We start from the raw sequence: 13,087 nt of genomic DNA, 5'->3' as shown, positions 1-13,087 counted from the left end.
GCCCGGCTTACCCATGCCGGGCGAGGGCGAGGGCGAGGGCGGAGCGGAGAGAGTCGAGGGTGAATGGTTTGTTCACGATGGCATCGACCTGGAGGGTGGTGAGTTCGCGGCGGGTTTCTTCGGTGATGCGGCCGCTCATGATGAGGAGCGGGCCGCGGTAGCCGGAGGCACGGACGCGGCGGGTGAGTTCGAGGCCGGTCATCTCGGGCATGTTGAGATCGAAGAGGAGGGCGTCGAAGGCGGCGGGGTTGTGCTCAAAGATCTCCCAGGCCTGGCGGCCGTTGGGGGCGAGGGTGACCTCGTGGCGTTCGCGCCTGAGGAGCGTGCCGAGGACGCTGGCGATGAGTTCTTCGTCTTCGGCGACGAGGAGGCGCAGGCCGGAGTCGGGGCGGGGCGATTCGGGGGGCGTGGCCGCGGGCGCGAGGGCGACGGGGCGGACCGGGAGGTAGACGAAGAAGGTGGTGCCGGTGCCTTCGGTGGACTGGACCTCGATGCGTCCGCCCAGATCGGATACGAGGTGCCAGACGGTGGCGAGGCCGAGGCCTGTGCCGCGGCCGACTTGTTTGGTGCTGTAGAAGGGCTCGAAGATGCGCTCGATGATGGCGGGGGACATGCCGAGGCCGTTGTCGGTGACGGCGAGGCGGAGCCAGTGGTCGGGTGTGGAGTGAGTGGCGTCTTGGGGAGTGGTGGCGGAGGCGGGGAGGGTGGCGGCGTCGAGGGTGATGGAGGGCTGCCAGCCGGGGGCGGACGGGAGGGTGAGTTTCTCGTCGAGGGTGTCGCGGGCGTTGAGAAGGAGGTTGAGGACGATCTGGTTGAGATCGCCGGTGTCGAGGTGGAGGGCGGGGAGGTCGGCGCCGAGAGTGTTGGAGAGGCGGATACGGCGGTCGGCGGTGTGGCGGAGGAGATCGAGGTTGGCCTCGACGACGGTGTGAAGGTTGACGAGTTCGGCCTTACGGTCGGCTTTACGCTCGAAGGTGAGGAGGCGGCGGGTGAGGCCGGAGGCGCGGCGGGCGGTGTCGGCGATGAGTTTGTGTTCAGCCTGGTGGGCGGGATCGGAGCGGGGATCGCTGGCGAGGGCGTCGGCGGTGATGAGGATGGGGGTGAGGAGGTTGTTAAATTCGTGGGCGATGCCGCCGACCATTTCGCCGATGGCGCGGAGGCGGCGGCCCTGGGCGATCTCAGCGTCGCGGATGTTGCGGTCGGTGATGTCCTCGATGAGGAAGCAGCAGCGGGGGTGGCCGTCGGGGGCGCGGAGGGGAACGAGGGTGGCGGCGAATTCGCGGCGGAGGTCGTCGCGTTGGAACTGGAAGCGGACGGGGGAGGTGGCGGAGTCGGCGCGGGCGAGGAGGTCGCGCCACCAGGCTTCTTTGGAGAGGGAAGCGGTTTCGGGTTCGCCGATGGTGGACAGGTCGGCGAGGCCGGTGAGGCGGACGGCTTCGGGGTTGAGGGAGACGAGTTCCCAGCCGGTGGCCGTGCGGTCGAGGACGCCGAGGGCGTTGGGGAGGTTGTCGTATAGGGCGCGAAGGAGTTGTTCGGATTCCTGGCGGGCGAGCTCGGCGGCGCGGCGGGCGGTGATATCCTGGACGGTGCCGAAGACGGCGGTGACGCGGCCGGAGGAGTCGGTCTGGGAACGGCCGCGGATATGGATGAATTTGCGGAGGCCGGGGCGGGGCTCGATGGCGAGGTCGAGCTGGTAAGAGAATTTTTCGCGCATGGCGCGTTCGACGGAGGCGCGCCAGCGGGCGGAGTCGGCGGGGAGGGCGGTGGCGGCGAGCTCGTCGAAGGTTTTTGGCGGGCCGGAGGCGGGATCGAGTTCGTGAATACGGAACGTTTCATCGGACCACATGACGGTGTCGGGAGGGCCGAAAGTGCGGCGCCAGTGGCCGAGGTGGGCGAAGGCCTGGGCCTCGGCGAGGAGGGCGCGGCTTTCGGCGAGTTCGGCGGACTGGCGGGCGAGACGGGTGCGGAGCTGGCGCTGGTGCCACCAGGCGTAGAGGGCGACGGCGAGGGCGATCAGGAGGAGAGGGAAGGCGATGAAGGCGGCCTGCTGGCGGGAGATTTTGCGGGGTTCGACGCGGTTGAACCACTTTTCGTAGAGGCGGTTGAATTCGCCGGTGCGATGGAGGATGGCGAGGCCCTCGTTGAGGCGGGTGAGGAGTTCGGTGTCGTCGCGGCGGACGGCGAAGCAGAAGCGGACGTCGGCGCCGTGGAGTGGGGGATCGAGGGGGACGACATTTTTGAGGCCGTAGTGCTCGATGACGGAGAGGGCGGTGAGCCGGGTGAGGAAGACGACCTGGCGGGTGCCTGCTTCGAGGTGGTGAAGAGCTTCTTGCGCGCCGCCGAGGTAGGTGATGCGGGACGCGGGGGCGTACTCGCGCATGTACTGGTCGCCGGGGCTGCCGGGGCCGACGATGACGATCTCGCGGCCGGGGAGGTCGTCGTGCGAGCGGAGGCCTGCGTGGCGGTTGACGAAGAGGGAGCCCTGGAGGGTGAGGTAGGACGTGGAGAAGGCGGCAAAGGATTCGCGGCTGGGATCGAAGGAGTAAACCTGGAGGATGTCGTAGCGGCCGGAGACGAGGCCGTCCTTGAAATTTTGCGACGGGAGGAGGGGGCGCTCGATTTTGAGGCTCATCGTGCGGGCGACGGCGTCGAGGAGTTCGACGGTGAAGCCCTCGGGCTGGCCGGAGGCACCGACGAAGGAGTACGGGTAGTTATCCGTGTGGGTGGGGATGACGAGGGGGCGCGCGAAGCGATCGCGGTCGGGCTGTGCGAAAGCGCCGGGAGCGAGGCACAGAAACGCACAGAGGGTGAGAAGCCGGACGGATAGGCGGTAAGCTGGGAAGGGCCGCATGGGGCGGGGGCCGTTGGGGGATCGGGACTGCTGTTATATCGGCGCAGTCGGTGCCGGGCACAAGCGCGGCAGGGGGGAAAGTTGCGGATGGGTGACATCGGCGACACGTGGGAGGCCGGGGCTTGCGTGAGAGCGGCATCTGCGGACGCTCGCGGGCGGCATGTCACAGGCAGTTGCACGTCCCTCTTTTCGTGAAGCGCTGAAGTTCTGGCTGAAGCTGGGGTTCATCAGCTTTGGCGGGCCGGCGGGGCAGATCGCGATCATGCATGAGGAGCTGGTGGAGCGGAAGGGGTGGATCGGGGAGAAGCGGTTTTTGCATGCGTTGAATTTTTGCATGCTGCTGCCGGGACCGGAGGCGACGCAGCTGGCGGTTTATTGCGGATGGCTGCTGCACCGGACGTGGGGTGGGATCGTGGCGGGGGTGTTGTTCGTGCTGCCGGCGGCGTTGCTGTTGTGGGCGCTGAGCTGGGTGTATGTGAGTTTTGGGCACACGGGGTGGCTGGCGGGGGCGTTTTATGGATTGAAGCCGGCGGTGACGGCGGTGGTCGCGGCGGCGGTGCTGAGGATCGGGAAACGGGCTTTGAAGACGCCGGGGCACTGGGCGCTGGCGGCGGGGGCGTTTGTTGCGATTTTTTTCCTGCGCGTGCCGTTTCCTGCGGTGGTGGTCGGGGCGCTGGCGATCGGATTTGTCTCGGCGCGGGCGGGGTTGAAGGGGTTTGGCGGCGCGGGGGCGGATGGGGAGCTGATGGAGGCGGTGCCGGATCATGCGCGGGCATCGGTCGGTCGGGCGGTGAAGGTGCTCGGTGTGTCGCTGGTGTTGTGGTGGACGCCGGTGATGGTGGCGGGGCTGTGGCAGGGGTGGGACGGGACGCTGGCGAAGGAAGGGGTCTTCTTCAGCCAGACGGCGATGGTGACGTTTGGCGGGGCGTATGCGGTGCTCCCTTACGTGGGGCAGCAGGCGGTGGAGGTGCAGGGCTGGCTGACGGCGGCGCAGATGCTGGATGGGCTGGGGCTGGCGGAGACGACGCCGGGGCCGCTGATCATGGTGGTGCAGTTTGTGGGATTTCTCGGCGGGTGGAATCAGCCGGGGGAGATGAGTCCGCTGATGGCGGCGACGCTGGGCGCGGCGATCACGACGTGGACGACGTTCGTGCCGTGTTTCCTGTGGATTTTTCTCGGGGCGCCGTATCTGGAGCGGGTGCGGGGGAATGCGGCATTGAGCGGAGCGCTGGCGGCGGTGACAGCAGCGGTGGTGGGCGTGGTGCTGAACCTGGCGGTGTGGTTTGGGTGGCAGGTTTTTCACCCGCGCGAAGGGGTGATCGACTGGTTTGCGGTGGGGCTGGCGGCGGTGGCGTTCGCGGCGCTCCAGCGGTGGAAGGGCGGGATGATCGCGGTGCTGGCGGCGTGCGGGGTGTGCGGGTGGGGGTGGAAGCTATTGGGAACGTGAGGCAGCGAGGAAAAGAAAAGCGGCTTGGCTTTCTTGAAGTATCGCATAGCGATATATCTTTATGCCCAAAGCAGCCGTGCAGACTTCGAGTGTGAGAGCGTTCAGCAAAGCGGATTACGAGAAGCTGGCGGCATGGCGTTATTCGTTGAGGCGGTTTTTGCGGTTCAGCGAAGAAGCGACATCGGAAGCGGGAGTGACGCCGCAGCAGCATCAGGCGTTGCTGGCGGTGCAGGGAATGCCGGGGCGCGAGGAGCTGACGGTGGGCGAGCTGGCGGAGCGGTTGCAGCTGCGGCATCACAGCACGGTGGAGCTGGTGGACCGGCTGGAGACGGCGGGGCTCATGAAGCGGGCGGTGTCGGCCGAGGATGGGCGGCAGGTGTTGCTGACGGTGACGGCGAAGGGGCTGAGGCTTTTGGAGAAGCTGACGGCGGTGCATCGCGCGGAGTTGAAGCGGGTGGGACCGGAGCTGGCGGCGGTGTTGTCGGCTGTGGTGACGGCGGCGCAGGAGGAAGGCGCGTGATGTCGCGGGCGATGCCGGTGGCTCAGGCGAGCGCGCAGCGGCCGGTGCTGTTGTGCGTGCTGGCGCTGGCGATCGCGGGAGCGGCGACGGTGGCGGCGCATGGATTGCTGGCGCTGATCGGGCTGATCACGAACGCGGCGTTTTATGGCAGAGTGGAGATGGAGTTGGTTTCACCGGCGGGGCATGGATGGGGCGCGTGGGTGATCGCGGTGCCGGTGGTGGGGGCGGTGTTGATTGTGGCGCTGGCGCGGTGGGGAACGCGGGGGATTTTGGGGCATGGGATTCCGGAGGTGATGGAGCAGGTGCTGACGAACAGGAGCCGGATCGCGCCGCGGGTGGCGTTGCTGAAGCCGGTGGGCTCGGCGATCTCGATCGGGACGGGCGGGCCGTATGGGGCGGAGGGGCCGGTGATCGCGATGGGCGGGGCGATCGGATCGTTGCTCGGGCAGGCGCTGACGCTGACGGCGGTGGAGCGGAAGATTTTGCTTTGTGCGGGCGGGGCGGCGGCGATGACGGCGGTGTTTGGTAGTCCGCTGGCGGCTACGTTGCTGGCGGTGGAGTTGTTGTTATTCGAGTTCAAGGCGCGGTCGCTGGTGCCGGTGATGCTGGCGGCGACGTTTGCGCAGGCGTTGCGGGTGGCCTGGGGCGAAGCGGGCGCGGTGTTTCCTATGGGGGAGGTCGGGGCGGTGGCGTTTCACGACTGGCTGCCGCTGGTGGCGATCGGAGTGGTGGCGGGAGCGCTGGCCGTCGCGGCGACGGCTGCGGTGCATGGGGCGGAGGCGATTTTTGCGAAGCTGGGCGGGTCGTGGATGTGGCGGCCGGTGGTCGGCGGGTTGATCGTCGGCGTGATCGGGTGGTGGCAGCCGCGGATTTTCGGGGCGGGGTATGAGGAGATCGCGGGGCTGCTGGGCGGGCATTTTTCGTTGATGGCGGTGGCGGTGATCTGCGGGTGCAAGCTGGCGGCGTGGGTGATCTCGCTCGGGAGTGGAAGCTCGGGCGGGACGCTGGCGCCGATGCTGATGGTGGGCGGCGGCGTGGGCGTGATGACGGGGGCGCTGGTGGAGCGCGTGGGAGGAGTTGGTGTGTCGCCGGGGCTGGCGGCATTGGCGGGGATGGTGGCGTTTTTCGCGGGGGGATCGCGGGCGTTTTTCGCGTCGATCGTGCTGGGGGTGGAGATCACGCAGCAGAGCGGGGTGCTGTGGCCGGTGGCGACGGCGGCGACGGGGGCGTTGTTCACGGCGCGGTTGTTGTCGCAGCATTCGATCATGACGGCACCGGTGACGCAGCGAGGCGTAAGCGTGCCGGCGGAGTTCGATGTGGATGTGTTCGCGCATGTGCGGGTGTCGGCGGTGATGGAGCCGGTGCCGCAAACGGTGTCGTCGGCGATGACGGTGAACGCGCTGGCGGACCGGATCGGTAACCACGATCCGGAGACGAGCCATCATCAGGCGCTGCTGGTGGCGGATGAGGAGCGGGGGCTGGTGGGAATCATCACGCGGAAAGATCTTCTCCATGCGCTGGCGCGAGGAAACGGCGCGCGGCGGCTGGATGAGGTGGCGAGCACGGAGCTCGTGACGGCGTTTCCGGATGAGGATCTGCATGATGCGGTGACGCGGATGCACCAGCATGACATCGGGCGGCTGCCGGTGGTGGCGCGCGGCGAGGAGCGGAAGATCGTGGGCTATTTGGGGCGTGCGGCGATCCTGTCGGCGCGGCGGCTGCGCTGGGAGGATGAGCATCAACGCGAGCCGGGCTGGCTGGCGCGGAAGCAGGATGCAACATGACGAGCGAACGAGCGCGCACGAGCGATGCGGGCATTTTTGATTTCGACTATTTTCCTATGAACACACCACAGACATTTCTTCGTTTCGTCCCGATCATCGGGCAGCTGGGCCTGGCCATCGGCGCGGGTTTTTTGATGTTCGCGCTGCTGTGACGTGAAACGTTTTCGCTATGGATTCGATCCGGTGTGCGTGAGCGCGTGGGCGCTGTACGCGCTGAATCGTTTTGTGATCAAGCCGCAGGTGGGGCCGGGATTTTTCCACAGTCATTTCAATGACGTGCTGGTGATCCCGGCGGCGCTGCCGTGGTTGTTGTGGAGTTACCGGCTGTTTGGCTGGCGGGCGGATGATCGTGCGCCGACGTGGAGGGAAGTGGGCGCGCACACAGTGATCTGGGCGGTGATTTGCGAAGGAGCCGGGCCGTGGATGATGCCGCAGTATGGAGTCGCTGACGGGTGGGATGTGGTGGCGTATGCGGTGGGCGCGGCGGTGGCGTGGGTGATTTGGAATCGAGGCGGAAGGGCGGTGGAGTGATGTCGCGCGGAATGAGTTTCGACCGGCTCGCGCCGCATTATCGGTGGATGGAGGCGGTGCTCGCGGGGCGGGTGTTGCAGCAGGCGCGGACGCGGTGGCTGGATGCGCTGCGTGAGCGGCGGCGGGTGTTGATCGTGGGCGAAGGGCCTGGGCGGACGCTGGAAGTGATGCGGCGTCGCTGGTCGCGGCAGCGCGTGACGGTGGTCGAGGCGAGTGCGGGCATGATCGCGGCGGCGCAGAGGCGGCTGGCGCGGCAGGGACTTTCAAGCGAGGGGATCGAGTGGGTTCACGCGGATGTGAGGAGCTGGCTGGGAGAGCGCGAGAGGACGGTGGAGGGCGGGGCGGAGTTTGATGCGGTGATCACGCCGTTCGTGCTGGATTGTTTCGGGGCGGCGGAGCTGGCGGGCGTGGTGGCGGGAATCGCGGGCCAGGTTTCGGACGGCGGATGCTGGCTGCTGACGGATTTTTGTCTGCCGCCAAGCGGGTTGCGGCGATTGCGAGGGAGGCTGGTCCACCGGCTGATGTATTCGTTTTTTCGAGCGGCGGTGAAGTTGGAGGCGTCGCGGTTGACGCCGCCGGACGAGGCGCTGGTGGCGGCGGGTTTTGAGCTGGAAGGGCGGGATCTTTTTAACGCGGGGCTTGTGCATAGCGATCTGTGGAGGCGGATGGAAAGCGCGCGGGGCTTGATGCGGATCAAGGCGTGAGCGTGGCGTGCGGACTAGAGTGGCGGCGACATGAGCCACACGACTTTGCTACCGACGACTGATGCGGCCGCGATCACCCTGGCGGGGGCGGCTGAGATTTCGGCGGCGGGAATCGTGAGCCGGACGCTGGTGCAGAGTGCGGAGCTGCGGGTGGTGTTGTTTAGTTTTGACCAAGGGCAGGAGCTGACAGGGCATTCGAGCAAGCGGAGGGCGCTGGTGCAGGTGTTGAGCGGGGCGTGCGATTTCTTTTTCAACGGTCAGTGGACGCGTCTGGAGGCGGGCGCGTTGCTGCACATGCCGCCGGATCATCCGCACGCGGTGCGGGCGAGCCATGGGCCGTTCACGATGTTGCTGACGCTAGGCGCGGAGCAGGCGGCGAAAATTTCTTCCTCATGAATACGACGACCAACGAAATCGATCTCACGCACTTCGATGTGCGTTCCATCCCCTGCCGTGTGAAGCACGCGCAGATCATCCAGCGCTGGAAGGAGCTGCCGGTGGGCGCGCACTTCGTGCTCGTGAATGACCATGATCCGGTGCCGCTGTACTATCAGTTTGCGACGATCTTTCCGGGGGAGTTCACGTGGGAGCATCTGGTGGCGGGGCCGGAGGTGTTTCAGGTGAAGATCTCGCGGGTGGCGGCTGGCAAGCAGGGCGCGGTGACGCCGCCGCCGGTGAGCGGTGGGTGTGGGAATCACGCACAGGACTTGGCGCGGAGCGCACATGCGGCTGTCGATACAACGGTGGTGAATGGCGAAATCGATGCACGTGGGTTGGAGCCGCCGCACCCGATGCTGGTGATTTTGACGGCGGTGGAGGAGTTGAAGTGCGGGGGGACGCTGAAAGCGCGGACGGACCGGAAGCCGTTGCATCTGTATCCGGAGCTGGAGACGCGCGGTGTGCGTTATCAGAGCGAGCAGCAGAGCGATGGGAGCTGGGTGACGACGCTGCGGCGCGGGTGAAGCGTTGAACGCGGATGATGACACATGTGCGGTGATGCGAATGCGCGACGAGGGCGTCGCGCCTCCATCGGAATAAAATTATGAAGACGAATGGGCCGATGCCGTTGGTGGGAGGGGCGCGGCTGCCGCTGGGGTTTATCGGCTTCGGGCTGGTGGCGCTGGTGACGGCGTGCGCGTGGCTGGCGTGGGAGCCGTCGCTCGTGTTGCAGCCGCATCTGCATCCGCGGGTGGTGGCGCTGGCGCATCTGTGGCTGCCGGGGTTTTTGTTGAGCGTGTGTTTTGGCGCGACGTATCAACTGACGCCGGTGGTGCTGGGCGAGCCGTTGGCGTGGGAGCGGGTGACGTGGGGGCATCTCGGGCTGCATGCGGCCGGAGTGCCGGCGATGGTGGCGGGATTTTTGACGGGAAGAATGGACGTGGCGGCGGCGGGAGGTGCGGCGGTGGCGATGGGGGTGATTTTGTTTTCGGCGAACGTGTGGGTGACGTTTGCGCGGGCGAAGCGGCGGGATGCGATCGGGTGGAGTCTGCCGCTGGCTGGCGGGTGGCTGGTGTTGACGGTGTTGGGCGGGTTGTTGCTGGCGGCGATGAAACTCGGGCTGAGTGTGCCGGTGTCGCCGCTGGGATTGTTGCGGGCGCATGCACACGCGGGGCTGGCGGGATTTTTTCTGACCTTGGTGCAGGGCGTGGCGTTTCAGCTGGTGCCGATGTTCACGCTCGGAGAAGTGCGGAGGCCGTGGCGGGTGGCGGCAGGGCTAGTGGGTACGCAGGCGGGGCTGGTCGGGCTGGCGGGTGGGTTGGTGATGGAGCGGAGTGAGTTGGTGTGGGCGGGCGCAGCGGGGATCGCGGTGGGCGTGGCGCTGAGCGGTATCGAGCTCGTGGCGACGCTCGGCGCGCGTCGGAAGCGGAGGCTGGAGCCGGGGTTGAAGGCGTTTGTGGCGGGGGCGGGGGCGGTGGGCGTGAGTGTGATCGTGGGCGGGGTGTTGGTGTGGGCGGAGCCGGGGGTGGCGGCGCTGCGGGGGGCGATGGGTTATGGCGTGGCGATTATTGGCGGGGCGATGGCGCTGATGGTGATGGGGATGCTGTGCAAGATTGTGCCGTTTCTCGTGTGGATGCGGGCGTATGGGCCGAAGGTGGGGCGCGTGGCGGTGCCGGCGGCGCACACGTTGGGGAATGCGGGGTGGGAGCGCGCGTGGCTGGGGCTGCATGTCGCGGGCGTGATGGCGCTCGGTGTGGGGGCGATGATGGAGTCGGTGGTGGTGGTGAGCGCGGGCGCGTGGATGCTGGCGGGCGGGGTAAGTTTTTTCGCGATGAATGCGGCGCGGGTGCTGGGGCATTTGCGCGTGTCGAACGCGGCGGGGTTAAGGCTAACCCGCCCTACCTTTTTATGAAAAAACCAACGGAGATTTTGACGCACGAGAGCGCGATGGCAGAACTGGGGACGATCCTCGACCCGGAGTTTGGGTTGAGCATTGTGGCGCTCGGTTTGATCTACGATGTGCAGATTTCCGACGCGCAGGTGACGGCGGTGATGACGCTGACGTCGCCGTATTGTCCGGCGGGTGACGTGATCATGGGAGGCGTGCAGAGCGTGCTGGAGCGGATCGGCGGCGGGCGGACGGTGAAGGTGCAGCTGACGTGGGAGCCGCAGTGGACACCGGCGATGATGACGCGGGCGGCGTGCGAGGAACTTGGGTGGAAGGAGATGGACGAGTTATGAGCGGCGCGCCGAAGGATCGGGTGATGGATGTGCGGCCGTTGATCGCGGAAGGGATCGAGCCGAGGCCGCAGCTGTTCGCGGCGGTGAAGGGGCTCGCGGCGGGGCAGGCGCTGGTCGTGATCGCGCCGTTTTTGCCGTCGCCGTTGATCGAGCGGTTGAAGGCGGACGGGTTTTCGGCGGAGGTGACGCGGCGGGGCGATGGGGCGTGGGAGGTGCGTTTCGCGCCGGGGGAAATGGGGCGTTGAGTTTTGCCGGTGAAGCCGGAGAGATACGGATGATGCCGACCACGCGAGCGAAGGATGCGACCGAGAAAAAAGCGGGAGAGCCGATGGCGGCGTTGCGCGGGGCGGGGCTGGCGCTGACGTTGCGCGGGAGCCAGTTGTTCAGCGGATTGCCGGAGGCGGATGTGGCGGCGATCGCGGGGCTGGTGCGGGTGAAGTCGCTGGAGAAAGACGCGTATCTTTTCCACGAGGGCGAAGCGGCGGAGGGGTTTTATGTGGTGCAGCGCGGGGCGATCAACGTTCACCGTGTGAGCGCGACGGGGAAGGAGCAGGTGATTTATGTTTTTCGCGCGGGGGAGTCGCTGGCGGAGGCGGCGCTGGCGTCGCCGACGGGTTATCCGGCGAATGCGCGCGCGGTGGAGACGAGCTCGGTGCTCTTAATTCCGAAGACGGAGTTTCTCGCGCTGGTGGCGAAGCGGCCGGATCTGGCGATGCGGATGCTGGGCTCGATGAGCCAGCATTTGCGGGTGCTCGTCGGGTTGCTGGACGATCTGACGCTCAAGGATGTGGAGACGCGGCTGGCCAACTGGCTGGTGAAGCGGCTGTCGGCGGCATCGAGCGCGGGCGGTATCGGGAAAACGGTGACGGTGAAACTCGGCGGTACGAAGCGGGTGCTGGCGGCGGAGCTGAGCACGACGGCGGAGACGTTGTCGCGGACGCTCGGGCGGTTTCGCGAAGCGGGCTTAATCGAGGTGAGCGGGGCGGCGGTGGTGGTGAAGAAGCCGAACGAACTCGTGGCGTTGTTGAAGCGGAATCTGGGGGAGGGGTGAGCGCGGGCGGAGGCGGAATTTGGACAGGATTAAGAGGATTAACAGGATTGGGAACGGTGTAAGGGGTGTTTTTTTAACCGCGAATGGACGCCAATGGACGCGAATGCGGACAGCGGATGGACGCGTGGGAGATTTCCTGGGTGAGGGGTGATCGCGAATCGAACGGGCGGGGTTAAGGCTAACCCGCCCTACCTCGGAAGCGGAGCCGCGCACCGGTCAGCTGAAGAATTTGACGATGCGCCGCATCGAGGTGACGAGGGCGTCGATGTCAGACGGCGTGTTGTACACGTAGAAGCTCGCGCGGACGGTGCTCGGGAGGCCGAGTTTTTTCATGAGCGGCTGGTTGCAGTGGTGACCGCCACGAAGCGCGATGCCGTCTTGATCGGCGAAGGTGACGACGTCGTGGGCGTGTGCGTCTTTGAGCGCGAAGCTGACGAGGCCGCCGCGTTTCCCCTTGGGGCCGAGGATGCGGATGCCGGGGAGTTCGCTGAGGGCGGCGTAGGCTTTTTCGGCGAGGCCGTCGTCGTGGGCGGCGATTTTTTCGCGGCCGAGATTATCGAGGTAATCCATGGCGGCGTGGAGGCCGATGGCGTCGGCGACGTTGGGCGTGCCGGCTTCGAAGCGTTCGGGCGAGGGCTTCCATTTGCTGCCTGAAAATTCGACGACGGAGATCATGCCGCCGCCGCCTTGCCAGGGAGGCATGGCGTCGAGGAGTTCGCGGCGGCCCCAGAGGACGCCGATGCCGGTGGGCGCGGCCATCTTGTGGCCGGAGAACGCGAGGAAGTCGCAGCCGATGGCCTGGACGTCGAGCGGCTCGTGGCCGGAGGATTGGGCGGCGTCGATGACGGTGATGGCACCGACTTTCTTCGCGCGGGCGCAGAGGTCGGCGACGGGATTGATGACGCCGAGTGTATTCGAAATGTGGGTGAACGCGAAGAGCTTCACCTCGGGCGTGAGGAGTTTGTCGAGTGCGTCGAGGTCGAGACCGAGCTCGGCGTTTTCACCGACGACGGGGACGTAGCGGATGGTGGCGCCGGTGCGCTGGGCGACGAGCTGCCACGGGACGAGATTGGAGTGGTGCTCCATCTCGGTGAGGAGGATGACGTCGCCGGCTTTGAGATTCGCGACGCCCCAGCTTTGGGCGACGAGGTTGATCGATTCGGTGGTGCCGCGGGTGAAGACGATTTCCTCAGGGGCGGCGGCGTTGATGAATTTGGCGGCGCGAGCGCGGGCGGCTTCGTAGCCGTCGGTCGCACGCATGGAGAGCGCGTGGAGGCCGCGGTGGACGTTGGAGTTGTCGGCTTCGTAGAAGCGCGAGAGGACGTCGATGACGGAGCGCGGTTTGTGCGTGGTGGCGGCGTTGTCGAGGTAGACGAGCGGCTTGGTGCCGACGTGCTGGTGGAGCACGGGGAAGTCGGCGCGGACGTCTTTCCAGCCGAGCGTTTCGACGCGGGGTGGGAGTTTGAGAACGGGGAGGATGGCAATAGCGCTCATGGTGCGTGATGCGGTGCGGGCGTATT

General features: G+C 66.7%; 13 protein-coding genes. 11 read left to right on the top strand and 2 right to left on the bottom strand.

Annotated elements, in window-relative coordinates; genetic code table 11:
- Nucleotides 1–7: 7 nt before the first annotated feature.
- The gene (locus CMV30_RS06005) at nt 8–2,851 is read right to left on the bottom strand and encodes a transporter substrate-binding domain-containing protein (protein ID WP_096055176.1); all 2,844 of its coding nucleotides are present in this window, start codon (nt 2,849–2,851) and stop codon (nt 8–10) included.
- A gap of 160 nt (nt 2,852–3,011) precedes the next feature.
- On the opposite strand from CMV30_RS06005, the gene chrA reads away from it, so the two are divergent.
- From chrA to CMV30_RS05950, 11 genes are all read left to right on the top strand, one after another.
- Entirely contained in the window at nt 3,012–4,298 is a 1,287-nt protein-coding gene (gene chrA, locus CMV30_RS06000; RefSeq protein WP_096055175.1) for a chromate efflux transporter, read from the top strand.
- A 61-nt stretch (nt 4,299–4,359) separates the two neighbouring features.
- Complete coding sequence (locus tag CMV30_RS05995) at nt 4,360–4,818, top strand: MarR family winged helix-turn-helix transcriptional regulator (protein ID WP_096055174.1); 459 nt, start codon at nt 4,360–4,362, stop codon at nt 4,816–4,818.
- Nucleotides 4,818–6,602 carry a chloride channel protein gene (locus tag CMV30_RS05990; protein WP_096055173.1) on the top strand — a complete coding sequence of 595 codons (1,785 nt, stop codon included), beginning with the start codon at nt 4,818–4,820 and terminating at the stop codon, nt 6,600–6,602. The genes CMV30_RS05995 and CMV30_RS05990 overlap by 1 nt, the downstream gene beginning before the upstream one ends.
- Nucleotides 6,603–6,755: 153 nt before the next feature.
- A complete protein-coding gene (locus CMV30_RS05985) occupies nt 6,756–7,133 on the top strand; it encodes a hypothetical protein (RefSeq protein ID WP_138223160.1) in 378 nt (125 codons plus the stop codon).
- 11 nt (nt 7,134–7,144) lie between these two features.
- Nucleotides 7,145–7,837: a class I SAM-dependent methyltransferase gene (locus tag CMV30_RS05980; RefSeq protein WP_175414746.1), complete on the top strand. Its 693-nt coding sequence runs from the start codon at nt 7,145–7,147 to the stop codon at nt 7,835–7,837.
- Nucleotides 7,838–7,867: 30 nt separating this feature from the next.
- Nucleotides 7,868–8,233, top strand: coding sequence for a cupin domain-containing protein (locus CMV30_RS05975; RefSeq protein ID WP_096055170.1), 366 nt, complete (start codon nt 7,868–7,870; stop codon nt 8,231–8,233).
- Complete coding sequence (locus CMV30_RS05970) at nt 8,230–8,799, top strand: DUF2249 domain-containing protein (protein WP_096055169.1); 570 nt, start codon at nt 8,230–8,232, stop codon at nt 8,797–8,799. The genes CMV30_RS05975 and CMV30_RS05970 overlap by 4 nt, the downstream gene beginning before the upstream one ends.
- An 80-nt stretch (nt 8,800–8,879) precedes the next feature.
- A complete protein-coding gene (locus CMV30_RS05965) occupies nt 8,880–10,187 on the top strand; it encodes a hypothetical protein (RefSeq protein WP_096055168.1) in 1,308 nt (435 codons plus the stop codon).
- Nucleotides 10,184–10,516 carry a metal-sulfur cluster assembly factor gene (locus tag CMV30_RS05960; protein WP_096055167.1) on the top strand — a complete coding sequence of 111 codons (333 nt, stop codon included), beginning with the start codon at nt 10,184–10,186 and terminating at the stop codon, nt 10,514–10,516. The genes CMV30_RS05965 and CMV30_RS05960 overlap by 4 nt, the downstream gene beginning before the upstream one ends.
- Entirely contained in the window at nt 10,513–10,761 is a 249-nt protein-coding gene (locus CMV30_RS05955; RefSeq protein ID WP_096055166.1) for a DUF2249 domain-containing protein, read from the top strand. The genes CMV30_RS05960 and CMV30_RS05955 overlap by 4 nt, the downstream gene beginning before the upstream one ends.
- Before the next feature lie 29 nt (nt 10,762–10,790).
- Nucleotides 10,791–11,567 carry a Crp/Fnr family transcriptional regulator gene (locus CMV30_RS05950; protein WP_138223159.1) on the top strand — a complete coding sequence of 259 codons (777 nt, stop codon included), beginning with the start codon at nt 10,791–10,793 and terminating at the stop codon, nt 11,565–11,567.
- A 216-nt stretch (nt 11,568–11,783) separates the two neighbouring features.
- Here the strand turns inward: CMV30_RS05950 and CMV30_RS05945 are convergent, their stop codons facing one another.
- The gene (locus CMV30_RS05945; protein WP_096057641.1) at nt 11,784–13,061 is read right to left on the bottom strand and encodes a cysteine desulfurase; all 1,278 of its coding nucleotides are present in this window, start codon (nt 13,059–13,061) and stop codon (nt 11,784–11,786) included.
- Nucleotides 13,062–13,087: the final 26 nt, after the last annotated feature.

The organism is Nibricoccus aquaticus (assembly GCF_002310495.1).
Lineage (GTDB): Bacteria > Verrucomicrobiota > Verrucomicrobiia > Opitutales > Opitutaceae > Nibricoccus > Nibricoccus aquaticus.
Note: the sequence above shows the minus strand (reverse complement) of the source record. Positions and strands in the feature narration are given on the sequence as shown.

Bases quoted from the DNA above. Each gene is read 5' to 3' on its own strand.
- CMV30_RS05970 (WP_096055169.1), top strand. From the start codon at position 8,230: ATGAATACGACGACCAACGAAATCGATCTCACGCACTTCGATGTGCGT.
- CMV30_RS05995 (WP_096055174.1), top strand. From the start codon at position 4,360: ATGCCCAAAGCAGCCGTGCAGACTTCGAGTGTGAGAGCGTTCAGCAAA.
- CMV30_RS05965 (WP_096055168.1), top strand. From the start codon at position 8,880: ATGAAGACGAATGGGCCGATGCCGTTGGTGGGAGGGGCGCGGCTGCCG.
- CMV30_RS05955 (WP_096055166.1), top strand. From the start codon at position 10,513: ATGAGCGGCGCGCCGAAGGATCGGGTGATGGATGTGCGGCCGTTGATC.
- CMV30_RS05945 (WP_096057641.1), bottom strand. From the start codon at position 13,061: ATGAGCGCTATTGCCATCCTCCCCGTTCTCAAACTCCCACCCCGCGTC.
- CMV30_RS05950 (WP_138223159.1), top strand. From the start codon at position 10,791: ATGATGCCGACCACGCGAGCGAAGGATGCGACCGAGAAAAAAGCGGGA.
- CMV30_RS05980 (WP_175414746.1), top strand. From the start codon at position 7,145: ATGAGTTTCGACCGGCTCGCGCCGCATTATCGGTGGATGGAGGCGGTG.
- CMV30_RS05960 (WP_096055167.1), top strand. From the start codon at position 10,184: ATGAAAAAACCAACGGAGATTTTGACGCACGAGAGCGCGATGGCAGAA.
- chrA (WP_096055175.1), top strand. From the start codon at position 3,012: ATGTCACAGGCAGTTGCACGTCCCTCTTTTCGTGAAGCGCTGAAGTTC.
- CMV30_RS05975 (WP_096055170.1), top strand. From the start codon at position 7,868: ATGAGCCACACGACTTTGCTACCGACGACTGATGCGGCCGCGATCACC.
- CMV30_RS05990 (WP_096055173.1), top strand. From the start codon at position 4,818: ATGTCGCGGGCGATGCCGGTGGCTCAGGCGAGCGCGCAGCGGCCGGTG.
- CMV30_RS06005 (WP_096055176.1), bottom strand. From the start codon at position 2,851: ATGCGGCCCTTCCCAGCTTACCGCCTATCCGTCCGGCTTCTCACCCTC.